Source organism: Paracoccus yeei ATCC BAA-599, assembly GCF_000622145.1.
GTDB classification, from domain to species: Bacteria; Pseudomonadota; Alphaproteobacteria; order Rhodobacterales; family Rhodobacteraceae; genus Paracoccus; species Paracoccus yeei.
In genome coordinates this window covers 18,077-40,748 of the sequence record NZ_JHWH01000007.1, presented here as the reverse complement: position 1 = coordinate 40,748, position 22,672 = coordinate 18,077, and the positions used below count along the sequence as shown (strand labels likewise).

The following is a 22,672-nucleotide window of genomic DNA, read 5'->3' as shown; positions in this document are numbered from 1 at the left end:
CTTCTGCCCCGCCGTCCTCCGCGCTAATGAGACGGAAAGTCAGGAGGAGACGCGCATGAGCGACGACAACACCCCCCACAGGTCCCGGATCACCCCCGAGGAGGCGCTGGCCTATCACCTCGAACCGCGGCCGGGCAAGTACGACATCGTCGCCTCGACTCCCATGGCCACCCAGCGCGACCTGTCGCTGGCCTATTCCCCGGGAGTCGCCGTCCCGGTCCAAGCCATCGCCGCGCGCCCCGAGACCGCCTATGACTATACCGTCAAGGGCAACATGGTCGCCGTCGTCTCGAACGGCACCGCCATCCTGGGGCTGGGGAACCTGGGCGCGCTGGCCTCGAAGCCGGTGATGGAGGGCAAGGCGGTGCTGTTCAAGCGCTTCGCCGACGTGAACGCCATCGACATCGAGCTGGACACCGAAGACCCGGACCAGATCATCAATGCCGTCAAGCTGATGGGCCCCACCTTCGGCGGCATCAACCTCGAGGACATTAAGGCCCCAGAATGCTTCATCATCGAGCAACGGCTGAAGGAACTGATGGACATTCCGGTGTTCCACGACGACCAGCACGGCACCGCCGTGATCTGCGCCGCGGGCCTGCTGAACGCGCTGGAACTGTCGGGCAAGCGGATCGAGGACGTGCGCATCGTGCTGAACGGCGCGGGCGCGGCCGGCATTGCCTGCCTGGAATTGCTGAAATCCATGGGCGCGCAGCACGACAACTGCATCATGTGCGACACCAAGGGCGTGATCTGGCAGGGCCGGACCGAGGGCATGAACCAGTGGAAGTCCGCCCACGCCGCCAATACCTCGGCGCGCACGCTGGAAGAGGCGATGAAGGGCGCGGACGTGTTCCTGGGCGTATCGGCCAAGGGGGCGGTGACGCCCGCGATGGTGGAAAGCATGGCCGAGAACCCGGTGATCTTCGCCATGGCGAACCCCGACCCGGAAATCACCCCCGAAGAGGCGCATGCCGTCCGCCCCGACGCCATCGTGGCGACCGGACGCAGCGACTATCCGAACCAGGTGAACAACGTCCTGGGCTTTCCCTATCTGTTCCGCGGCGCGCTGGACATCCACGCCCGCGCCATCAATGACGAGATGAAGATCGCCTGCGCCCGCGCCTTGGCGGAACTCGCGCGCGAGGATGTGCCGGACGAGGTTGCCGTGGCCTATGGCCGCAAGCTGCAGTTCGGGCGCGACTACATCATTCCGACTCCCTTCGATCCCCGCCTGATCCATGTCATCCCGCCGGCCGTCGCCCAGGCCGGCATGGACACCGGGGTCGCGCGTCGCCCCATCATCGACATGGAGGGCTATGTCCAGTCGCTGAAGGCGCGCATGGACCCGACCGCCGCCATCCTGCAAGGCATCCATGCCCGCGCCCGCCAGGCCCAGGCCCGGATGATCTTTGCCGAGGGCGACGACCCCCGCGTGCTGCGCGCCGCCGTCGCCTGGCAGCGCGGCGGCATGGGCCAGTCCCTGGTCGTCGGGCGCGAGACGGATGTTCGCGAAAAGCTCGATGCGGTGGGGCTGGGCGATGCGGCGCGCGAGATCGTGGTGGTCAACGCCTCGAATTCGCGCCATCTGGAGCAGTATCACCAGACGCTGTACAACCGGCTGCAGCGCAAGGGCTATGACCGCGAGGATGCCAACAAGCTGGCGAACCGCGACCGCCATGTCTTTGCCGCGCTGATGCTGGCGCATGGCCACGGTGACGGGCTGGTGACCGGGGCCACGCGCAAGAACGCCCATGTGCTGGCCCAGATCGGCAAGGTCTTCGACGTGACCCCGGCGGCGGGGGCGGTGGGGATCACGGCGGTCCTGCACAACGGCCGCGTCATCCTGATCGGCGACACGCTGGTCCACGAGTGGCCCGAGGCCGAGGACCTGGCCGATATCGCCACCCGCGGCGCCCATGTCGCCCGCGGCCTGGGGCTCGAGCCGCGCGTGGCCTTCCTGTCGTTCTCGAACTTCGGCTATCCGGTCAGCGAGCGCGCGGTCAAGATGGCCCACGCCACCGAGGTCCTCGACCGCCGCGGCGCCGATTTCGAATACGAGGGCGAGATGACGGTGGACGTGGCGCTGAACCCGGTGCAGGCGGCCAAATACCCGTTCTCGCGCCTGACGGGGCCGGCGAACGTCCTGGTGGTGCCGGCGCGGCACTCGGCCTCGATCTCGGTCAAGCTGCTGCAAGAGATGGCGGGCGCCACGGTGGTCGGTCCGATCCTGACCGGCGTGCCCGATGCCATCCAGATCTGCTCGACCGGCTCGACGGTGAACGACATCCTGAACATGGCCGCCATCGCGGCGGGCCGGGTGGGGCAGGTGAAGTAAAGGGGGGCTCTGCCCCCACCCCTTGCCCGCCCTGCAGGCAGGCAAGGCGCCCCCCGGGATATTGGGACACGAAAGAAGCGGCCTGGCCGTCAGCTCTCGCCGAAGCATTCGCCCCGTTCGGCCTGCCGCTGGCGTTCGCGGAACCGGTGCCGGTCGGCGTCGGAGTATTCGGCGTGACAGCGGTGGCAACTGACGCCGGTCTCGTATTCGGGACGGTCGCGGTCCTCGGGCGCCAGGGGGCGGCGGCAGGCGTGGCACAGGTCGTAATGGCCGGGCCGCAACCCGTGGCCCAGGCTGACGCGCTTGTCGAAGACGAAGCATTCGCCCTGCCACAGGCTTTCCGTCTCGGGCACCTCCTCGAGGTATTTCAGGATGCCGCCCTTCAGGTGGAACACCTCGGGGACGCCTTCGCCCAGCAGGAAATTCGTGGATTTCTCGCAGCGGATGCCGCCTGTGCAGAACATGGCGATGCGCTTGCCGGCGAAGCGGTGGGCATTGTCGCGCCACCACGCCGGAAAGTCGCGAAAGCTGCGGGTGCCGGGGTCGATGGCGCCGGCGAAGGTGCCGATCTCGACCTCATAGTCGTTGCGGGTGTCGATGACCGCCACGTCGGGCGCCGCGATCAGCGCGTTCCAGTCGGCGGGCGCGACATAGCGTCCGACCGCCGTGCCAGGATCGACGTCCGGCTGGCCCATGGTCACGATCTCGCGCTTCAGGCGGACCTTCATGCGGCCAAAGGGCATGGTTTCGGCCGCGCTTTCCTTCCAGTCCAGCTCCGCGCAGCCGGGCAGGGCGCGGATATGGGCCAGCACCGCGTCGATCGCCTCGCGCGATCCGGCGATGGTGCCGTTGATCCCCTCGGGTGCCAGCAGCAGCGTGCCGCGCACCCCCAGCGCGCAGCAAAGCCGCGCCAGCGGCGGCTTCAGCGCGGCGGGGTCGGGAAAGCGGGTGAAATGGTAAAGCGCGGCGACGGTCAGCATGATCCGGCCTTAGACGCGCGGGCCTGCCGGATCAAGCCTGCGGGCATTGACGCCCCGGCGGGCGCCCCCTACCAATCTCCGAAAGGAGAAGCGCATGCCCCGGACCCTGATCGTCGTCGATGTTCAAGTGGATTTCTGTCCGGGCGGCCGGCTGGCTGTCGCCGGCGGGGACGAGATCGTCGATCCGATCAATCGGCTGATGGCCGATTTCGACCATGTGGTGATGACCCAGGACTGGCATCCCGAAAGCCACAGCAGCTTTGCCGACAACCATCCCGGCGCCCAGCCGTTTTCGCTGGTCCAGACCGGTTACGGCCCGCAGGTGCTGTGGCCCCGGCATTGCGTCATCGGCTCGGACGGGGCGGCATTTCACCCGGCGCTGCAGACATCGCGTGCCGAGGCGGTTATCCGCAAGGGCTTTCGTCCGGGTATCGACAGCTATTCGGCATTCTTTGAAAACGACTACAAGACGCCGACCGGCCTGACCGGCTATCTGCGCGAACGCGATCTGGACGACCTGTATTTCGTGGGCCTGGCCTATGATTTCTGCGTCGCCTGGTCGGCGGTCGATGCGGCGCGGCTGGGTTTCCAGGTCTCGGTGATCGAGGCGGCGACGCGGGCCATCGACCTGAACGGCTCGCGCGAGGGGGCGCGGCAGACCATGCTGGACGCGGGGGTGCGGCTGCTATGATGACGGCGACGGTGGATATCGCGACCCGGGTCTATAACCACAAGTGGAAGATCGATCCGATCGTGCGCTCGCTGATCGACACCGACTTCTACAAGCTGCTGATGTGCCAGTCGGTGTTTCGCAACCGCCCCGACACGCATGTGACCTTCAGCCTGATCAACCGCACGACCCGCATCCGGCTGGCCGAACTGATCGACGAAGGCGAGTTGCGCGAACAGCTGGACCATGTGCGCGGCCTGTCGCTGACGCGGGGCGAAAGCACCTGGCTGCGCGGCAACACCTTCTACGGCAAGCGGCAGATGTTCCGCCCCGATTTCATGGAATTCCTGGAAGGGCTGCGGCTGCCGCCCTATCAGCTGGAAAAGCGCGACGGCCAGTATGAGCTGACCTTCGAGGGCCGCTGGCCCGAGGTCATGCTGTGGGAAATCCCGGCGCTGGCGATCATCATGGAACTGCGCTCGCGCGCCGTGCTGAAGGAACTGGGCCGGTTCGAATTGCAGGTGCTTTACGCCCGCGCCATGACCCGGCTGTGGGAAAAGATCGAGCAACTGCGCGAACTGGGCCCAGATCTGCGCATCGCTGACTTCGGCACCAGGCGGCGGCACAGCTTCCTGTGGCAGGACTGGTGCGTGCAGGCCATGATCGAGGGCCTGGGCGACGAGCGGTTCACCGGCACCTCGAACTGCCTGATCGCCATGCGCCGCGACATCGAGGCGATCGGGACCAACGCCCACGAACTGCCGATGGTCTATGCCGCGCTGGCCCGCAACGATCAGGAGCTGCGCGAGGCGCCCTATCGGGTCCTGGCCGACTGGCACGAGGAGCACGACGGCAACCTGCGTATCATCCTGCCCGATACCTACGGCACCAAGGGATTCCTGGAAAAGGCGCCGGACTGGCTGGCGGGCTGGACCGGCATCCGCATCGACAGCGGCGACCCCGCCGAGGGGGCCGAGACCGCCATCGCCTGGTGGCAAAGCCGGGGCGAGGACCCGCGTGAAAAGCTGATCATCTTTTCGGACGGGCTGGACGTGGACAAGATGTCCGAGCTGTTCCTGCGCTTCCAGGGCCGGGTCAAGGTCAGTTTCGGCTGGGGCACGTTGCTGACCAACGACTTTCGCGGGTTGGTGCCCGGGGACGGGCTGGCGCCGTTCTCGCTGGTCTGCAAGGCGGTGGCGGCGGACGGCCATCCCACGGTCAAGCTGTCCGACAACCCGGAAAAGGCGACCGGCCCCGCGCAGGATATCGCCCGCTATCGGAGGATCTTCGACGTGGGCCAGCAGCAGGCGATGGCGGTGGTCGTCTAGGCCCGCGCCGCCTGCATGACCTTGCCGTTGGCCTGATGCCGTCGGGCCAGTTCCCTGGCCTGGCGGCCGGCGGCGATGGTGCGGGCGGGCACCGGCGGCACATCGCCACGCAGCAGGTCGGGGAAAAGCGCCAGCATCTCGGCCCGCGCCTCGGCCGAGACGGCCTTCAGCGCCTCGGGCCCTGTGAACAGCGACTCGGTCTGCGCGCCTTCCGAAATCACGATCTCATGGCGGTTGAACAGCAGGTGGAAATAGTCCAGGCCATCGTCGCTTTCATCGACCGCGATGCCCGGAATGCCGGTCAGGAACCGGGCGGCAACCAGCACCTCGGGCTGGCCGAAGATGCGCTCTGCGATGCGCGAGCCGACCAGGATCCGGTGCTGCTGCGAGACGTAAAGATCGCGCCGGGGCAGGTCCGGCCCCAGCGTGCCCGCGCCGATGCGCACGGGGCGCATCTTGGGAAAGGCGCGCAGCAGGCTGCCGTCCACCCGCCGCGACCCGATCCAGCGGATCGCCTGCCAGCCGTGGTCGCGGGTCATCACCCGGTCGCCCGGGCGCAGCGTTTCCACCGCGCGTTCGCCCTGGTCGGTCAGGATCATCGTTCCATGGCGAAAGCACAGGAAGGTCGGACTTTGCAGGCCATAGCGGCTGCTGATCAGCGCGCCGAAGTTGTTCTGTTTGACCGCCGTCAGCGTGACCGCCGCGATGGGCTTTAGCGTCAGCGCCTCGATTTCGGGGCGGCCGGCGTCCGTGGGCGGCGGCAGCAGATACAGCTGTCCCGTGCCGTCCTGGATGATCCGCAGCGTTACCCCGGCGGTGGAGGTGCCGTCCATGTAGGTCACCGTCCCGCGATACTGAACGCCAGCATCGACCGCCTGCCGCGTCCCGTTGATGGTGATGTATTCGGCCCCGACGGTGTGATTGCCAAAGGCCAGCGACCCGTTGGCATCGGCGTCGTGCAGTCCCAGGTGCAGGATCGAGTTCGCCAGCGGCGCCGTGCTGCTGCCGAAGCTGCTGCCGACCAGAGAGCCGGCCTTGTCTGCCCCCATCTGCTTTTCATCGGTGTCGAGTTCGGCAAAGGAACCCAGGGAAATGGCTTGGATGGTGGTGTCGGTCGACATGGGTTCGTTCCGGTTGGTCGCGGGGCCTTGGGCCAGGGGCGGCCGGTGCCATTCGCCGTCGCGACGCGGTCGCGACGGCGGCTGGTGCCGGCCGAAGGGTGCCTGAAAACGTCGGCCGATGCCCGGCCGTCTGCGATCAGGCATAGCCGCTTGCGCCCGGTCAGGCGAATCCCAACTGTTGAAAAAACGCTTCAAATCCGCCCGACCGGGCGGCGGTCATATCCGGTCGCGCCAGCGATTGACCAGCGGATAGCGCCGGTCCAGCCAGAAGGCCTTGGTGGAAATCCGCGGCCCCGGCGCGGCCTGATAGCGTTTCCATTCGCTGCCATAAAGCAGCGTCTCGACCTGCTTGACCGTCTCGGGCTCGAAGCCCTGTTCGACCAGATCGCGCAGCGCCAGGTCCTTTTCGACCAGCCCCTCAAGGATTGCGTCCAGCACCTCGTAGGGGGGCAGGCTGTCCTCGTCCTTCTGGTCGGGGCGCAGTTCTGCCGAGGGGGGCTTTTCGATGATCCGGGGCGGGATCACCTCGGCCGCCGGGCCCAGCATCCAGGGGCGGTGGTTTTCGTTGCGCCAGCGGCAGGTGCGGAACACGCGGGTCTTGTACAGGTCCTTGATCGGGTTGTAGCCGCCGGCCATGTCGCCATAGATCGTGGCATAGCCCACCGCCACCTCGGACTTGTTGCCGGTGGTCAGCAGCAGTTCGCCGAACTTGTTCGACAGCGCCATCAGCATGACGCCGCGCAGGCGGGACTGGATGTTTTCCTCGGTGATGTCGGGGCTCGTGCCCGCCATCAGGGGCGCCAGGGCCGCGCCCACCGCGTCGCGCGCGCCGTCGATGCGCACGGTGTCCAGCCGCGTGCCCAAGCGGGACGCGCAATCGGCCGCATCGTCCAGGCTGGTCTGCGAGGTGTATTCGCTGGGCAGCATGACGCAGCGCACGTTTTCCGGCCCCACGGCGTCACTGGCAATCGTGGCGACCAGGGCCGAGTCGATGCCGCCCGACAGGCCCAGCACCACCTTGCGAAAGCCCGACTTGCGCATGTAGTCGCGCAGGCCCTCGGTCATGGCGCGATAGTCCTGTTCCCATTCGTCGGGCTGATGCTCCATCGGGCCGGGCACCACGCGCCAGCCGTGGGCCGTGCGTTCAAGGTCCAGATGCAGGACCGCCTGGTCAAAGGGCGCCATCTGCATCACCTTGTCGGCGCCGCCATCCGCGCCCGGGTTCAGTGCAAAGCTCGCGCCGTCGTAAAGCTGGTCGTCCTGGCCGCCGACCGCGTTCAGATAGATCAGCGGCAGGCCGGTTTCGACCACGCGCGCGACCATGTGGCCCATGCGCAGGTCCAGCTTGTTGCGGTGATACGGGCTGCCGTTCGGCACCAGCAGGATCTCGGCCCCGCTCTCGGCCAGGGTCTCGGCCACGTCGGGCCACCAGGCGTCCTCGCAAATCGGGCTGCCGATGCGCAGCCCTTCCAGGCTGAAGGGGCCGGCAAGCGGACCGGGATTGAACAGCCGCCATTCGTCGAACAGCTGCTTGTGGGGCAGTTCGTGTTTCAGTACGCGGGTCAGCACCTTGCCGCCCTGAAGCACCCACCAGGCGTTGTAAAGCTTGCCCCCTTCTGCAAAGGGGCCGCCGATGCCGATGGCGGGGCCGTCGGCGCAGTCCCGCGCCAGCCCTTCGATCGCGGCCATCGCGTCGCGGGTGAAGCCGGGCTTCAGCACCAGGTCCTGGGTCTGGTAGCCGGTGATGAACATCTCGGGCAGGGCCAGCAGCTGCGCGCCGGCGGCCCTGGCCTGCGCCCAGGCGTCGCGCGCCTTGGCCGCATTGCCCGGCAGGTCGCCGACGGTCGGGTTCAACTGCCCAAGCGTGATGCGAAATCGGTCGGTCATCGCGTGCTCCTGTCCGGCTGTGGGCCTGTTGATAGGGCAGGGACGGGCAAAGGGAAAGTCGGCCTTTGCGACCCGCGGCGCTTGCGGTAAACCCGGCGCAAACAAGGCACGAGGCGGAGGCAGACCGATGAAAGCAGCCATGTTCGCTTGCGCGATGGTGCTGGCCGGGGTCGGCATGGCCGCGGCGCAGGGTGTCGTGACCAAGCAATACGACGACGGCGGCGTCTACGAGGGCACGTTCCGCGGCGGCAAGCAGCACGGGCGCGGCACCTATCGCCTGCCCTCGGGTTACGAATACACCGGCGACTGGGTCGAGGGCGAGATCCTGGGCCAGGGCGTCGCCAGGTTCCCGAACGGCTCGGTCTATGAGGGCGCCTTTGCCCAGGGCAAGCCGCATGGCAAGGGCAAGATCACCTATGCCGATGGCGGCACCTATGAAGGCGACTGGGCCGAGGGCCAGATCACCGGCCAGGGTGTCGCGCATTACGCCAACGGCTCGGTCTATCAGGGCGGGTTCCTGAACGCGCTGCACGATGGCAAGGGCGTGCTGACCCAGCCGAACGGCTATCGCTACGAAGGCGACTGGAAGGCCGGGGTCAAGGAAGGCCGCGGCAAGATCACCTATCCCGACGGCGCCACCTACGAGGGCGAGATGCGGGCCGACCAGCGCGAGGGGCAGGGCAAGCTGGTGATGGCCGATGGGCTGACCTATGAGGGCGGCTGGATGGCCGGGCAGATGGCGGGGCAGGGGCGGCTGGTCCAGCCCTCGGGCGACAGCTACGAGGGCCGCTTTGCCAATGGCCGGCGCGAGGGGCGCGGCACCGCTGCCTATGCCAACGGCGACCGCTACGAAGGCGATTTCCGCGCCGACCGCCGGCACGGCACCGGCACCTTCACCGGCACCGACGGCTATGTCTATGCCGGCGACTGGGTCGAAGGCCGGATGGAGGGCCTGGGCCGCATCACCTATCCCGACGGCTCGGTCTATGAGGGCGCGCTGAGGAACGACCTGCCCGAGGGCAAGGGCATCATCACCTATCCCGATGGCGCGAGCTATGACGGCGACTGGCTGGCCGGCGTGATCGAGGGGCAGGGCGTCGCCCGCTATGCCAACGGACTGGTTTATGAGGGCGGGTTCCGGCGCGGCCGGAACGAAGGCCAGGGACGCATGACCTATCCCGACGGCTATGTCTATAACGGCGCCTGGCACGACGGGCAGCGCCAGGGCCAGGGTCAGGCGACCTATCCCGACGGCACGACCTATGACGGGTCCTTCGTCGCCGGGCTGCGCCAGGGCAAGGGCCGGCTGATCGCGCCGGACGGGTTCCGCTACGAAGGCAGCTGGAAGGCCGGCGAGATCGACGGCGAAGGCGTTGCGACCTATGCCAATGGCGACGTCTACACGGGCCATTTCGTGATGGGCAAGCGGCAGGGCGCGGGGGTCATGCGCTATGCCACGGGGCAGGTCGCCTCGGGCGAATGGCAGGACAACCGGCTGGCCCGGCCCGAGCCGGTGGGCGGCGTCGCGTCCCGCGGCGAGGCGCCGGACGCGACCCCCGACGGGCGCGTGCCCGCCGAGCCGGCGCAGCCCTGAGCGCGCGTCAGATGACCCCGCTGGCGGCGCTTTCGGGCCAATGGGCAAAGGGCAGGACGCGGCCGTCCTGCCGGCTTTCGCGCACGCGGTCCAGGTCGACGCGGGCCTTGACCCAGCCGGGCTTGTCCATCTCGCCCTCGGCCAGGATGCCGGTTTCGGGCCACAGCCCGTCCGACGGCGCATAGATCGCGGCCCGGCCGCGGTTCTCGTCGATGGCGGGGTTCCAGTCGCAGGAACCGACGGTCGGGGAATGGACGACGACGCACTGGCTTTCCAGCGCCCGCGCCATGGCACCGATACGCACCCGGTTGAAGCCCGCGACCGTGTCGGTGCAGGACGGCGTCAGGATCACCTCGACCCCTGCCTCGGCCAGTTGCCGCGCAAGCAGGGGAAATTCGCTGTCATAGCAGATCAGGATGCCCAGCCGGCCGACGGGGGTGTCAAAGACGCGCAGGCCCGGATTGGCCACGACATTCCATTCCTCGCGTTCGAACCGCGTCATGATCTGCTTGTCCTGATGGCCGATGACGCCATCCGGGCCGAACAGGACGGCGCGGTTGAAGGGCCGTTCGCCCACGAACACCGGGCCCGAGGCGGCCAGGATGTGGATGCCATGCGCGGCTGCAAGCTCGGCATGCAGCGCGTCGCGGGCCGCTTGCGCCCTTGCGACCTCGTGCAGCGACGCTTCGAGGTCCGAGGCGATGTCCTTGCCGCCCAGCGACGCAAGTTCCATCGCGCCGTATTCGGGAAACACCAGCAGGTCGCAGTCGGATGCAGCCTCGACCCAGCGGGTCAGCTTGGCACGATAGGCGTCAAAGTCGTCGAACCAGTCGAACTTGTAGGCGGCGGCGGCGATCTTGATTTCGCGTGTCACAGGGTCTTCATCCAGAATTGCAGCGGTTTTCGGGTCGAAACCGGCGCGTCAATGTCTTTCCAGTCGAACTCTGCAACCACGCCGGAAAGGGGCTCATAGCCCCTTTTGCGCCAGAAGTCATCCAGCGGGCGGTAACCCGCTGGGCGCAGCGGGTGGTCCTTGGGGCGCTGCACGCTGCAAAAGGCGCTGTAGCGCCGGCCAAGGGCGCGCGCCTGCGCCTCGCGCCCGTCGAAGAAGGCGTGCCCCAGACCATGGCCGCGATACGCCGGCAGCAGCACGGATTCCGCGCAGTAAAAGATTTCCTCAAGCCTTTCAGGGCGGTTGGCAAAGGCTGCGGCGAAGTCGCCCGCGTGATGCTCCATCGGGGCGCCGGTCGCGGCACCGACCATGCGCGCCCCGTCATAGGCCGCGACCACCACCGCGCCGGGCGACTGATAGGCGCGCAGGTAGTCGCGTTCATAGGCAGGATCGCCGTCGTAAAGATAGGGCCAGTCGCGGAACACCGCGATGCGCAGCCGTGCCAGGTCGTCCAGCACGGCCCCGACCGAATCGCCCGTCAGGATGCGTGTCAGGGTCACGCCGAAACCTGTGCCGTCCAGTCCGACAGGTTGTAATAGGTCGTCACCCGCGCGATCTTGCCGTCGCGGATCGTGAAGAACGTGCCGGCGGGCAGCACGTATGTCTGGCCGCGCGCCTCGGGCAGGCCCTCGTCGGTTTTCAGATAGGTGCCGTTCACGGTGAATTCGGCCGCCGCGCGGTCGCCCGCCTCGTTGGCGAAGATCACGATGTCGGTCAGGTGCTCGCGGTAGCTTTCCGTCATCTTGGCGTTGAAGTCGCGGAACTTGTCCTTGCCGCGGCGGATGCCGCCTTCGTTGACGTGATGTTCGACCTCGTCATGCAGATAGGTCAGCATCTCGTCGGTGCGGCCGGCGTTGAAGGCGTCGTAATAGGCGGCGATCAGGGCTTTGCTGTCCATGGGCTCCTCATGTGCTGGGCCTGTTTTCTAGCCGCTTGGGCGCAAGGCGTCACCTGAGCATTTGGATGGACTTGAGCACTTCTTCACCTCCTGCGGCTATGGCCGGGCGCGATGCGGATTTTCAAGACCGCCAAGCTGATATAGCCAAGGGGCGGCAAGGAAAGGACAGCCCATGACGCGACGCCGGATCGACTGTTTCAAGGCCTATGACATTCGCGGCCGCCTGGGGATCGACCTGGACGAGGACGTGGCCTGGCGCGTCGGCCGCGCCTTTGCCGCATCCCGGCGCGAGGTGATCGTGGGCCGCGATAGCCGCGAAAGCTCGCCCGCGCTGGCCGCCGCGCTGATCCGCGGCCTGACCGAGGGCGGCGCGAACGTGCGCGATCTGGGCCTGGCCGGCACCGAGGAGATGTATTTCGCGACCGCCCATTACGGCGCCGATGGCGGGATCGAGGTGACGGCGTCGCACAACCCCATCGACTACAACGGCATGAAGCTGGTGGGTCCGGGCGCCGCGCCGCTGGACCCCGACACCGACTTCGCCCGGCTCGCCGATCTGGCGCAGGCGGGTGCGTTTTCACCCGCCACGCCCGGCACCGCCCGCCCGTTCCCCGAGGCGCGGGAAAGCTATGCCCGCGCCGTGGTCGATTTCGTCGATGTCGCGGCGCTGCGGCCGATGACCATTCTGGTCAATGCCGGGAACGGCACCGCCGGGCCGACCTTCGATGCCATCGCGGCGGAGCTGGACCGGCGCGGCGCGCCCCTGCGCTTCATCCGCATCAACCATGATCCCGATGCGGCTTTCCCCAATGGCATCCCGAACCCGCTGCTGCCGGAAAACCAGCCGATGACGGCCGATGCCGTGCGGGCGCATGGCGCGGACCTGGGCGTGGCCTGGGACGGCGATTTCGACCGCTGCTTTTTCTTCGACGCGGACGGGCGGTTCATTCCGGGCGAATACATCGTCGGCCTGCTCGCGACCGCTTTCCTGGAGCGGCACCCGGGAGAGCGCATCGTCCACGACCCGCGCGTGGTGATGAATACCCGCGCCATGATCGCCGAGGCGGGGGGGCAGGCCATCCAGGCCCGCACCGGCCACGCCTTCGTCAAGAAGGCGATGCGGGAATCGGGCGCGATCTATGGCGGCGAGATGTCGGCGCACCATTATTTCCGCGACTTCGCCTTTGCCGACAGCGGCATGATCCCCTGGCTGCTGGTGGCCGAACTGGTGTCGCGCAAGGGCCAGCCGCTGGCCGAGCTGCTGTCGCAGCGCATCGCGGCCTTTCCCTCGTCGGGAGAGATCAACTTTCGCCTGGACGATCCCGATGCCGCCATCGACCGCGTGCTGTCGGCCTATGCCGCAGAAGCCCGGTCGCGCGACGACACCGACGGGATCAGCCTGGAGTTCGCCGACTGGCGCTTCAACCTGCGCCGCTCGAACACCGAACCCGTGGTGCGGCTGAACGTCGAGGCGGCGGGCGATGCCGATCTGGTGGCCCGGCAGGCGCGGCGGATCGGGGCGCTGCTGACCGGGACCCAGGGCTAAAGCAGGAAGTCGTCGGCATCCGCCCGCCCGCCCGCGCCCAGCGAGATGATCAGGTCAGCGGTGCGGTCGCCGTTCAGGTCCACCTGGATCAGGCTTTCGCCGGTGGCGGTCAGGACGCTGCGCACCTGGCGCCCGCCGCTGAACGCCCCGTTGTCGATGAAGCTCAGCCCCAGGCCGCGCATGTCGATCAGGTCGCGCCCCAGCGCGAAATCGGTGATGACATCGCGGCTCTTGTCGAAATCGGTGGGGGCGGTGAACAGGAACACATCCGCGCCGGCCCCTCCGGTCAGCCGGTCGGCGCCCGCGCCGCCCGACAGCGTGTCGCTGCCGGCCCCGCATTGCAGCACGTCCGCCCCGGCCGCGCCCCACAGCCGGTTGTTGCCGTAAAGATCGGTCAGCACGTCGTTGCCCAAGCCGCCGTTCAGCGTATCGCTGCCCGCGCTGCCGTCCATGCGGTCGTTTCCGGCCTCGCCCCACAGCTGGTCGTTTTCCGTGCCTCCCAGCATGGTGTCGTTGCCGCCGCCGCCATAGAGCAGGTCGAACCCGGCTTCGCCCTGGATCACGTCCTGACCCTCGCCCCCGAACATCCGGTCGCTGCCGGTCCCCCCCAGCATCCGGTCGTCCCCTGTGTGGCCCTGGATCGTGTCGTTGCCGGTGCCGCCCAGCATGCGGTCGTTCCCGCCCTCTCCCTGCAGCAGGTCGGCCCCGTCACCCCCTTCGAGGATGTCGTCGCCGGTCGAGCCGGCCAGAATGTCGTTGCCCAGCCCGCCGATCAGGCGGTCGTTGCCGTCCCCCCCGCCCAGCGCGTCGTTGCCCGCCCCGCCCTGCAGGATGTCGTTTCCGGCCTCTCCCCACAGGCGGTCGTTGCCGTCGTTCCCCTCCAGCCAGTCATTCCCGGCGCCGCCCCACAGCGTGTCGTTGCCCGCCCCGCCGAACATCCGATCGAGTCCCGCCTGCCCATTCAGCATGTCGTTGCCGGCCTGGCCGTGAAGGCTGTCGTTCCCGGCATGGCCCAGCAGGACATCGTTGCCGTCGCCTCCGGTCAGCAGGTCGTTGCCCGACTCGCCGTAAAGGCTGTCATTGTCGGCATTGCCCTGCAGCGTGTCGTTGCCAAGGCCACCGTAAAGCACGTCGCTGCCCGCTTCCCCGGCCATCAGGTCCGCATCGAGGCCGCCCATCATCAGATCGGCGCCCGCGCCGCCGTGCAGCGTGTCAAGGCCAGGCCCGCCATGAAGCCTGTCATTGCCATCCCCGCCCTCGAGCCGGTCGTTGCCGGCAGAGCCGTCGATCAGGTCATTGCCCAGGCCGCCGGACAGGGTGTCCGACCCGATCCCGCCCATCAGGCTGTCGTCGCCCGCGCCGCCCAGGATCAGATCGTTGCCACCGCCGCCGTCGATCGTGTCGCGGCCGTCATCGCCGTAAAGCCGGTCGTTGCCCAGGCCGGTCCGGATCTCGTCGTCGCCAAGGCCGCCCCAGACCACGTTGGCGCCAAGCCAGTCCTGGATCAGGTCGTTGCCCGCCTCGCCATAGATCAGGTCATTCCCCGCCTGGCCATAAAGCGCATCGAGCCCGTTGCCGCCGAACAGGGTGTCGTTCGCATCGCCGCCGTACAGTTCGTCGTCGCCATCCCCGCCGCGCAGCAGGTCGGTGCCCCATTCGCCCAGCAGCCTGTCCCGGCCCGGCCCGCCAAGCAGCGTGTCCAGCCCCATGCCGCCCAGGATCGTGTCATTGCCGATGCCGCCGCCCAGCAGGTCCGACCCGTTGAAGCCATAGATGGCGCCGCCCGTCGCACCCGCGAACAACCTGTCGTCCTGACCCGTCCCCAGCCGGTTGGCCGAAGGCGCGGGCGGCTGGTAATGCGCCACCGGAAAGATCGAATTGTCGAAATCCGATGTCTGCAGCGTGCTGCCGTCCCGGGTGCGGATGATGATGATCGTGTCGCCAAAGGCGATGCGGATCCCGTCCCATTGCCAGCGATAGGACAGCTGCAGCGTGCTGCGGATCATCCCCAGGTTTGAAAAGTCCAGCTGGTCGACGCCCTTTTCGAAGTCGCGGATGATGATGGTGCCCTGGGCCGCGCCGATCACGAACAGGTCGGCGCCGTCGCCCCCGCTCAGCCCGACCCCGGCATTTCCGGCGACCAGGATGTCGTCGCCCGCGCCGCCGCGAAGCTCGGACGTCCCGGCCCCTGCCATCAGCATGTCGGCACCATCGCTTCCCCGCACCTCGCCCGCCCCGACGATCCGCGTCTCGCCGATCGTGCCGGGGTCGAAGACCAGATGGGTGATGCCGCGCTCGGACGCGGAACTGACGAACAGCGCGATCTTGCCGTCGATCACCGTCGCGCTGATGGCCGAGACATCGGCCAACGTGCGATCGCCCCTGTCCTCCAAGGTGGCCAGATGCAGCAGCCGCCCGTCGGGCATGACCGTAAAGACCGAGATGCCGTCGTCCCTGCCGCCGACAAAGACAAGGGCCCGCCCGTCCAGCATCACCGTCTCCAGCGCGGTGGTGCCGCTGAAGCGGGTCGTCAGTTCGTCGACGACATGGTCGGTCGGCACCAGCGTGCCGTCAGAGGTGATGCGCATGGTCGTCAGCGACGAGCTTTGCGCCGAGGCCACGATCAGGTAGGTGACCCCGGCGACCGTGACCGTGCCCAGATGCGAGGGGGCCGCGATGCCGTCGCCCCGATCTGCCCACAGGACCAGGGCATTCCCCAGGGCTCCGCTGGCGCCGACCTGCTGGATCGCGACGAAGTTGCCCATGGCCGAGGTCGTCACCATGTAGTTTCGCCCGCCGACCCCGACCATCTGCATGTCGCTGAGTTCGGCGCCTTGGCCCTCGTTTCCCCAGGGGATGACGGCGCTGGCAACCCGGCTGATCGCGCCCGAGGGGTTGACCTGCCAGATGTCATAGCCGGTGGAGCCGTTGCGCGCGGAATACAGGAAATCCCCCGATGCCGACTGGAACGAACCCAGCATCGTCACGTCGCCCGGCAGCCGGCCCGCGCCCGCCAGGGACAGGCCGCCCGCCAGGTTTTCCTGGCCGTCCAGTGCAAAGCCAAGCGCCGTGCCATTGGTCAGGCCGGTGCCGAAGACCGCCGTCGTGCCGCCGATCTGGGCGACCGAGAGCTGGGGCGTGTCCAGATAGCCCAGGGCCGGCGCATAGGCGCGCGACCCGGCAAGCTGCACCGCCTGGTCGGCGTCCCCCAGACGATAGGCGCTGATCCCGCCGCCCATCTGGGTCACGGAATAAAGCATCTGGCCCGATTGGGTCTGGACGATCCGCAGGTCGGTGACGGCCGTCACGAACGGGATCTTCGACCCGAGATATGTCGCGACAAGACGATAGCTGAGCATGGCATTGGCGAAGGTTGCGAAAGGGACAGCCCGAGGTGATCCCGGGCCTGACCCTATTCAGGCGCCATTCCGCGCGCGCCGTCATTCGCTAATCGCCCGGCATTTTATCTTTCGTTTACGTCGGTTTACGGTCGCTGCGGGGTTCGAGCAGGCAGTGCCTGATCCATTTGTCATTGGCAATCAAAAGGTTGATCTCGGTTGCCGGTTTGCCGGGAATGGCCCTGGTTGCGGCCGGCGGCGGCCTTAACCAGCCTTGCCGAAAGCCGCCGGCGCGGGGCTCCGCGTCCGCAGCCGTCCCGCCAGGGCCGCCGCCCGGATGGCCCAGCTTCCCGCCCGCGTCTGGCGGTAAAGCCCCAGAGCCAGCGCGGCCGAAAGGGCCCGAGGTCCGCGCGATTCCAGCAGCGCGCCAAAACGCTGCAGGATCGCCTGGTTTTCCTGGGTCAGCAGGTCCGCCACGGGCTCGAGCGCGCGCTGGTTGCGCGCCAGCCAGTCGGCAAAGCGGCCGTCGAACAGCATCGACAGCCGCGCCGCGCGCGCCTTGGCGGTATCGTTGCGCCCCATCAGGTTTTCGCGGTGCTGGCGGTACAGAACCACCTGCGCCGCGTCGCGGCGGATCGCCGCCCCGGCGCCCGACATCAGCTGATAGACCCACCAGTCATGCGATATGACTTCGGCCGCCGATGCCGCCCCCGCCGCCGCCTGCATCAGCCGCAATGCGCCGCCGTTGGCGACCGTGGTGTTGCCCGGCAGGCAGGCCTGAACCAGCGCGTTGCGAAAGCCGAAGGGGCCGGGGAAATGCGGGGCGGGGGCCAGTTCGCGCAGGTCCTCGTCGCAGATGGTGGTCCGCGCGGCATAGACCGCCGGGCCCTGCTGCCCCTCCAGCCAGCGCGCGGCGCGGGCCAGCTTGCCGGGCCGCCACAGGTCGTCCTGGTCGGCAAAGGCGACCCAGCCCCGGGGATCGGCCTTGGCGATCAGGTGCAGGAAGTTCCGCGTGGCTCCCTGGCGCGGTCCCTGGATCACCGCGATGCGCCCCGGATGGCGCCGGGCATAGCCATCCAGAATATCCAGCGTCCCGTCGGTCGAGCCGTCGTCCGAGACGAGCAGCCGCCACTCCACCCCCTGCTGCGCCAGGATGCTGTCCAGCTGCGGCGGCAGGTAACGGGCGCCGTTATAGGTCGCCATGGCGATGGTGATGATCGAAGACAAGGCGCAATCCCGCAGCTGGCCCACCCGACTATACCCGGCGGGCGGCGCATGGCCAGAGCCCCTGCCTTTCCAGCGTGAGGCGCCGCGCCGCCGAAGCGGGAGGGTCGCAGGGGCGCAGCCGACGCTCCGCCCGCCCAGAGAACATCAGGCCCGGCTTTCCGCGCGCGGAGGCCGCGCTATTGGTCCTGCCGGGCAATGTCCTCGATCAGGACGCGCGTGACCTCGGGACCGGCGGCCTTCTGGGCGGCGGCCAGCAGCGCCTTGCGCAACCGTTCAAGATTCGGTTCGGCGGTGAAGTTGCCGTCGAACCCCCCGGTGTTCGCCTGCACCATCAGCGCGTTCAGCAGCGCGTCGCGCAGCCGGTGTTCCCTTGCTTCGATGTCGGCGCGCTTTTCGGCGGGCATCTCGATGGTCAGGGACATGACCATCACCGCCGTCGTCGTGCCGTTGCGCAGGATCGGCACGAAGAACTGGTTCGGGAAATGGAACCAGTCCTCCGAGTCGCCGGCCGCCGCCTCTTCGCCGTGGCTCGGGGTTGCCTCGGCGGTCTCGGCCGCCGCGTCATGGCCCGCCTCTCCACCGGCCGCATCGTGGCCGCCCCCGGCAGCGGGCTCGTGGCCGGGGGCCGCGGCTTCGGCGGACGATGTCTTGTCTGCGTGCAGCATGTCGCCGCCGACCGCCCCGCCCAGAAAGGCGATCACCGGAAGGATCAGGACAAGGATCTTCTTCATCGCGCGATTCCGTTCGGGCTTAATAGGGCAGAAGGATGTCGGCCATCTGCTGGCCATAGCGCGGCTGCTGCACGTCGCTGATCTGGCCGCGCCCACCGTAGGAGATGCGGGCGCCCGCGATGCGGTCATAGGCGATCTCGTTCTTGCGCCCGATGTCCGAGGGGCGCACGAAGCCGCTGACCGTCAGCACGCGCACCTCGTAGTTGACGCGGACCTCCTGCGTGCCCTCGATGCGCAGGACGCCGTTCGGCAGACGCTCGATCACGGTGGCGGCGACGCGCAGCGTGATCTTGTCCTTGCGCGAGATGTTGCCGCTGCCCTTGAAGGTCGACGATCCGTTGGCCTCGGCCAGTTCGTCCATGCTGGCGCCTTCGGGCAGGGCCTCGTCGATGCGTTGGGGCAGGCCGGCCATTGCCGGGATGCTGACCTTGTCCGAGGCGCTGCGGCTGCGGCCCGAACTGTTCTGGATCGTGGCCTGGTCGTTGATCTCGATCACCACGGTCAGGATGTCGCCCCGGTTCGCCGCGCGCCGGTCGGCGACCAGCGAATTCTGCGACGTGGTCCACAGCGACGCCGCCCCGTCTGGCCGCACCGGCAGCGTCTCGATGGCCAGCTCGGGCGAGGTCATGGCGTCGAACTCGGCGCTTTGCTGGGCCTCGGTCATCTGGGGGACGCGCCCGACCTGGCCGACCCGGCCGCAGGCCGAGGCGCCCAGCACCAGAAGGATGGAGCCTGCCGCCAGGCAGGGGGAAAGACGGGCATTCTGCCACATGATCGGTTCCTTGTTCTAATGGACGATGACCGAGCCATCGGCGGCGACGCGGCCGCTGACCGTGACGCGGGAGAGGTTGTTCATGACGCGGATCGTGTCGCCCAGGGCGCCGTCGCTCAGCGCGCGGCCCTCGGCCTCGATCCGCAGAGCGTCCCGGTCATAGGCCAGGACGACGATCTGGTTGCGCTCGACGATGCGGGGCGCGCGCAGGAAGGCGGGCTCGATGGGGCGTCCCTCGGTGACCATGACGCGGGTTTCCTGGCCGATCATGGCCTCCATCGCATCCAGTCCAGCGGCGCCGGCCTCGGCCAGCCGCAGGTCCTCGGGTACCAGCACAGTGCCTGCGCGCAGGGTGCGGGCGGCCAGGACCTCGCCCGCCAGGGTGGGGGTCGGCAGCAGCGCCAGGATCAGGACCAGCACCCTCATCGGACCTGCACCGTCGCACTCAGCATCTGGTCGGCGGCGGTGATGACCTTGGAGTTCAGCTCATAGCCGCGCTGAGCCTTGATCAGTTCGGTGATCTCGCGCACCGGGTCGACCGAGCTTTCCTCGAGATAGCCTGCCCGCAGCGTGCCCAGCCCTTCCTCGCCCGGGGCGGCGACCTGGGCCGCACCCGAGGCGGTGGTCTCGAGGAACAGGTTCGATCCGATCGCTTCGAGCCCCTTGGGGTTGACGAAGTTCGCCAGCGTGATCTGGCCCAGGTTCTCGGGTTCGACCTGGTCGTTGAAATAGGCCATGACCTCGCCCGAGGGGCTGATCGAGATGCTGCTGGTCTCTTGCGGGATGGTGATGTCGGGAACCAGCGGATAGCCGTCGGAGGTCACCAGCTGCCCCTCGGCCGAGCGTTTAAGGCTGCCGTCGCGCGTATAGGCCGAGATCCCCGAGGGCATCGTCACCTCGAGATAGCCGTTCCCCTCGATCGCGACGTCAAGGTCGCCGTTGGTCTGGACCGGGGAGCCCTGGCCCAGCATGACCGTGACCGAGGCAGGGCGCACCCCAAGACCCAGCTGCACCCCGGCCGGGACCATCGCCCCGGTGGTGGCGGTCAGCGTACCGGGCCGCGTCGCCTGCTGGTATTGCAGGTCGGCGAATTCGGCGCGGCGCGGGTTGTAGCCGGTCGTCGACATGTTCGCGAGGTTGTTCGAAATGACCTCGACGCGCATCTGCTGGGCGCTCATGCCGGTGGCGGCGATCTGCAGGGCCCTCATGGATGTCTTCCTTTCATCGTGTCAGCGAGGTGATGGCCTGGCGGATGCGCTGGTCTTCCTGGTCGAGGAAGGACTGGCCCAGCTCATAGGCGCGCTGGACCTCGATCATGCGGGCGATCTCGGTGACGGGGTTGACGTTGGATTCCTCGATGAAGCCCTGGCGGATGCGGGCGTCGTCCATCGGCTCGGGCGCGCGGCCCGGATCGAACAGCGTGCCCCCCACGTGGCGCAGGTCCGCGGGGTCGGGGCTGGCGAAGACGCCCACGCGGCCGATGGGCTGCCCGTCGGCCGAGACGGTCCCGTCCTCGCCGATGCCGACGCTGCGGGTGCCGGGCGGGATCACCACCGGAGCCTGGCCGTCGTCCAGCAGCGGATAGCCGTCGGGGTTGACCAGCTCGCCCTCGGCATTGGGCTGGAAGGCGCCGGCGCGGGTCAGACGGTTCCCTTGGGGGGTCTGGACCATGAAGAAGCCGTCGCCGTCTATGGCAAGGTCATAGGCTCCGTTCGTCAGCGTCATGCCGCCCTGGCTCAGGTCCACCATCCGGCCGCGCACATTGGCCATGGCCAGCGTCTCGCCGTTCGACTGCAGAGGGACCATGTATTCGGAAAACACCACGCCCTCGCGGCGAAAGCCGGAGGTGTTGACGTTGGCGATGTTGTTGGCGACCGCGCGCATTTCGCGCATCAGGCCGGACTGGCGGGTCAGCGAGGCATAGATGGCGTTGTCCATGGCCTCAGGACCCGGCGATCTGGGGCAGGATCTGGTCGGTGAAGAACCCGGCCAGCGTCGCGGTCATGAAGCTCATGCTGACCCAGAAGACGACCAGCATCAGCCCGATCTTGGGCACGAAGGTCAGCGTCATCTCCTGCACCGAGGTCAGCGCCTGGAACAGGCCGATTACGACGCCCACGACCAGCGCCACGGCCAGCATGGGGGCCGACATCCGCACCGCGATCCACAGCGCCTGCCGGGTCAGGTCGAAGATCAGGTTCTCGTCCATGGCTCAGACCGGCATCCGCAGGATTTCCTGATAGGCCTCGACCACCTTGTCGCGGATGGCGACCGCGGTCTCCAGGGCGACCTCGGCCTGGGCGATGCTTTGCACCAGCTGGTGCGTGTCGGTGGTTCCGGTCATCGCGCCGGTGGCCGAGCGGTCCACCTGCTCCATCACCCTGGCGAAATCGGCGGCGGCGTTCGTGACACCTTGCGGCAGCCCCTCGGCCGGAGAGACGGCCGGCCGGGCGCGGCTATAGGCGCTGGCGGCGTTCAGGTTGGCAATCATCGTCGTCCCCTTCAGCGGCGGATCAGGTCCAGAAGGGCGCTGCCCATCTGGCGGGATTGTTCAAAGACGCGCAGGTTCGCCTCATAGCTGCGGCTGGCTTCGCGGGCGTCGGCCACCTCGACCACCAGATCGACGTTCGAGCCGTCGTAATAGCCGTTCTCGTCCGCCATCGGGTTGGCGGGGTCATAGACCTGGGGCGGTTCGCGCTGGTCCAGCCGGGTCGGACTGGCCTCGACCGCGCCGGTCCTGCGGCCGAAATCCATCTGCTCCTCGAAGGTCACAAGCTTGCGGCGATAGCCGGGCGTATCGGCGTTGGCGATGTTTTCCGACACATGACGCAGGCGGATCGCCTGTGCGCGCATGCCCGAGGCGGCCATTTCGGTGGCGGACAGGGGCTCGGTCATCACGCCCTCCGGCCAAGGCTGGTGCGGATCATCGACAGCGACGAGCGGGTGACGGCCAGCGACAGGTCGAATTCGCGCCGCGCCTGGGCGGTGCGGATCATCTCGTCCTCAAGCGAGACGGTGTTGCCGTTCGGCGCAGGCTCGCCCCCGGCGTCCCTTGGCCGCCCGTCGCCGCCCCAGGTGATGCCGGTCAGGTGGCCGGGCTGCGTCGCGCGCAGTTCCGTCGCCACGTCGGAGCGATAGGTTTCGGCAAAGCGCCCCAGGTCCTGGGAGCGAAAGCCGGGGGTGTCGGCATTGGCGACGTTCCGGGCGATCAGCCTCTGCCGTTCCGATGCGTGCGCGGTCAGGGCGCTGGCCATCCGCAGGGTTTCGATTCGGTCAAACATCGAGGTTTC

General features: G+C 68.1%; 22 protein-coding genes. 5 read left to right on the top strand and 17 right to left on the bottom strand.

What is annotated here, in order from left to right:
* The first annotated feature begins 55 nt into the window (after positions 1 to 55).
* Positions 56 to 2,338 carry an NADP-dependent malic enzyme gene (locus BU28_RS0104320; RefSeq protein ID WP_028718370.1) on the top strand — a complete coding sequence of 761 codons (2,283 nt, stop codon included), beginning with the start codon at positions 56 to 58 and terminating at the stop codon, positions 2,336 to 2,338.
* 89 nt (positions 2,339 to 2,427) lie between these two features.
* Here the strand turns inward: BU28_RS0104320 and trhO are convergent, their stop codons facing one another.
* Positions 2,428 to 3,318, bottom strand: coding sequence for an oxygen-dependent tRNA uridine(34) hydroxylase TrhO (gene trhO, locus BU28_RS0104315; protein ID WP_028718369.1), 891 nt, complete (start codon positions 3,316 to 3,318; stop codon positions 2,428 to 2,430).
* Positions 3,319 to 3,412: 94 nt separating this feature from the next.
* Between trhO and pncA the strand changes: the two genes are divergently transcribed.
* Positions 3,413 to 4,009: a bifunctional nicotinamidase/pyrazinamidase gene (gene pncA, locus BU28_RS0104310; RefSeq protein WP_028718368.1), complete on the top strand. Its 597-nt coding sequence runs from the start codon at positions 3,413 to 3,415 to the stop codon at positions 4,007 to 4,009.
* Positions 4,006 to 5,316 (top strand): nicotinate phosphoribosyltransferase, encoded by a 1,311-nt coding sequence (pncB, locus tag BU28_RS0104305; protein WP_028718367.1) that lies wholly within the window; start codon positions 4,006 to 4,008, stop codon positions 5,314 to 5,316. The genes pncA and pncB overlap by 4 nt, the downstream gene beginning before the upstream one ends.
* On the opposite strand, the gene BU28_RS24100 is transcribed toward pncB, so the two are convergent.
* Both BU28_RS24100 and BU28_RS0104295 read right to left on the bottom strand, forming a co-directional pair.
* Complete coding sequence (locus BU28_RS24100; RefSeq protein ID WP_233144963.1) at positions 5,313 to 6,437, bottom strand: Hint domain-containing protein; 1,125 nt, start codon at positions 6,435 to 6,437, stop codon at positions 5,313 to 5,315. The two genes, pncB and BU28_RS24100, sit on opposite strands and share 4 nt — an antisense overlap.
* Positions 6,438 to 6,653: 216 nt before the next feature.
* The gene (locus BU28_RS0104295) at positions 6,654 to 8,324 is read right to left on the bottom strand and encodes an NAD+ synthase (protein ID WP_028718365.1); all 1,671 of its coding nucleotides are present in this window, start codon (positions 8,322 to 8,324) and stop codon (positions 6,654 to 6,656) included.
* A 127-nt stretch (positions 8,325 to 8,451) separates the two neighbouring features.
* On the opposite strand from BU28_RS0104295, the gene BU28_RS0104290 reads away from it, so the two are divergent.
* Positions 8,452 to 9,918 (top strand): MORN repeat-containing protein, encoded by a 1,467-nt coding sequence (locus tag BU28_RS0104290; RefSeq protein ID WP_028718364.1) that lies wholly within the window; start codon positions 8,452 to 8,454, stop codon positions 9,916 to 9,918.
* A gap of 7 nt (positions 9,919 to 9,925) precedes the next feature.
* Here BU28_RS0104290 and BU28_RS0104285 read toward each other — a convergent pair whose 3' ends face one another.
* Genes BU28_RS0104285 through BU28_RS0104275 form a run of 3 tightly spaced genes read right to left on the bottom strand, consistent with a single transcriptional unit; the run spans position 9,926 to position 11,768 of the window.
* Positions 9,926 to 10,780: a carbon-nitrogen hydrolase family protein gene (locus tag BU28_RS0104285; RefSeq protein ID WP_028718363.1), complete on the bottom strand. Its 855-nt coding sequence runs from the start codon at positions 10,778 to 10,780 to the stop codon at positions 9,926 to 9,928.
* A gap of 8 nt (positions 10,781 to 10,788) precedes the next feature.
* Entirely contained in the window at positions 10,789 to 11,370 is a 582-nt protein-coding gene (locus BU28_RS0104280; RefSeq protein ID WP_028718362.1) for a GNAT family N-acetyltransferase, read from the bottom strand.
* A complete protein-coding gene (locus tag BU28_RS0104275; protein ID WP_028718361.1) occupies positions 11,367 to 11,768 on the bottom strand; it encodes a ketosteroid isomerase-related protein in 402 nt (133 codons plus the stop codon). Before BU28_RS0104275 ends, BU28_RS0104280 begins: the two co-directional genes overlap by 4 nt.
* 172 nt (positions 11,769 to 11,940) lie before the next feature.
* On the opposite strand from BU28_RS0104275, the gene BU28_RS0104270 reads away from it, so the two are divergent.
* Entirely contained in the window at positions 11,941 to 13,314 is a 1,374-nt protein-coding gene (locus BU28_RS0104270; RefSeq protein ID WP_028718360.1) for a phosphohexomutase domain-containing protein, read from the top strand.
* Here BU28_RS0104270 and BU28_RS21975 read toward each other — a convergent pair.
* From BU28_RS21975 to BU28_RS0104215, 11 genes are all read right to left on the bottom strand, one after another.
* Positions 13,311 to 16,622 (bottom strand): calcium-binding protein, encoded by a 3,312-nt coding sequence (locus BU28_RS21975; protein ID WP_233144962.1) that lies wholly within the window; start codon positions 16,620 to 16,622, stop codon positions 13,311 to 13,313. The two genes, BU28_RS0104270 and BU28_RS21975, sit on opposite strands and share 4 nt — an antisense overlap.
* Before the next feature lie 294 nt (positions 16,623 to 16,916).
* Positions 16,917 to 17,879, bottom strand: coding sequence for a glycosyltransferase (locus tag BU28_RS21970; protein ID WP_143809696.1), 963 nt, complete (start codon positions 17,877 to 17,879; stop codon positions 16,917 to 16,919).
* 176 nt (positions 17,880 to 18,055) lie between these two features.
* A complete protein-coding gene (locus BU28_RS0104255; RefSeq protein WP_028718359.1) occupies positions 18,056 to 18,610 on the bottom strand; it encodes a hypothetical protein in 555 nt (184 codons plus the stop codon).
* Positions 18,611 to 18,629: 19 nt separating this feature from the next.
* Positions 18,630 to 19,382 (bottom strand): flagellar basal body L-ring protein FlgH, encoded by a 753-nt coding sequence (gene flgH / locus BU28_RS0104250; protein WP_051577726.1) that lies wholly within the window; start codon positions 19,380 to 19,382, stop codon positions 18,630 to 18,632.
* A 15-nt stretch (positions 19,383 to 19,397) separates the two neighbouring features.
* Positions 19,398 to 19,808 carry a flagellar basal body P-ring formation chaperone FlgA gene (gene flgA / locus BU28_RS0104245; protein ID WP_028718357.1) on the bottom strand — a complete coding sequence of 137 codons (411 nt, stop codon included), beginning with the start codon at positions 19,806 to 19,808 and terminating at the stop codon, positions 19,398 to 19,400.
* Positions 19,805 to 20,590, bottom strand: coding sequence for a flagellar basal-body rod protein FlgG (gene flgG / locus BU28_RS0104240; RefSeq protein WP_028718356.1), 786 nt, complete (start codon positions 20,588 to 20,590; stop codon positions 19,805 to 19,807). Before flgG ends, flgA begins: the two co-directional genes overlap by 4 nt.
* 13 nt (positions 20,591 to 20,603) lie before the next feature.
* A complete protein-coding gene (locus BU28_RS0104235) occupies positions 20,604 to 21,320 on the bottom strand; it encodes a flagellar hook-basal body complex protein (protein WP_028718355.1) in 717 nt (238 codons plus the stop codon).
* 4 nt (positions 21,321 to 21,324) lie between these two features.
* Positions 21,325 to 21,591, bottom strand: coding sequence for a flagellar biosynthetic protein FliQ (locus BU28_RS0104230; protein WP_028718354.1), 267 nt, complete (start codon positions 21,589 to 21,591; stop codon positions 21,325 to 21,327).
* Positions 21,592 to 21,594: 3 nt separating this feature from the next.
* Positions 21,595 to 21,873, bottom strand: a complete 279-nt coding sequence (gene fliE / locus BU28_RS0104225; RefSeq protein WP_028718353.1) for a flagellar hook-basal body complex protein FliE — start codon at positions 21,871 to 21,873, stop codon at positions 21,595 to 21,597.
* A gap of 11 nt (positions 21,874 to 21,884) precedes the next feature.
* Positions 21,885 to 22,277, bottom strand: coding sequence for a flagellar basal body rod protein FlgC (gene flgC, locus BU28_RS0104220; protein WP_028718352.1), 393 nt, complete (start codon positions 22,275 to 22,277; stop codon positions 21,885 to 21,887).
* Positions 22,277 to 22,663, bottom strand: coding sequence for a FlgB family protein (locus tag BU28_RS0104215; protein WP_028718351.1), 387 nt, complete (start codon positions 22,661 to 22,663; stop codon positions 22,277 to 22,279). Before BU28_RS0104215 ends, flgC begins: the two co-directional genes overlap by 1 nt.
* Positions 22,664 to 22,672: the final 9 nt, after the last annotated feature.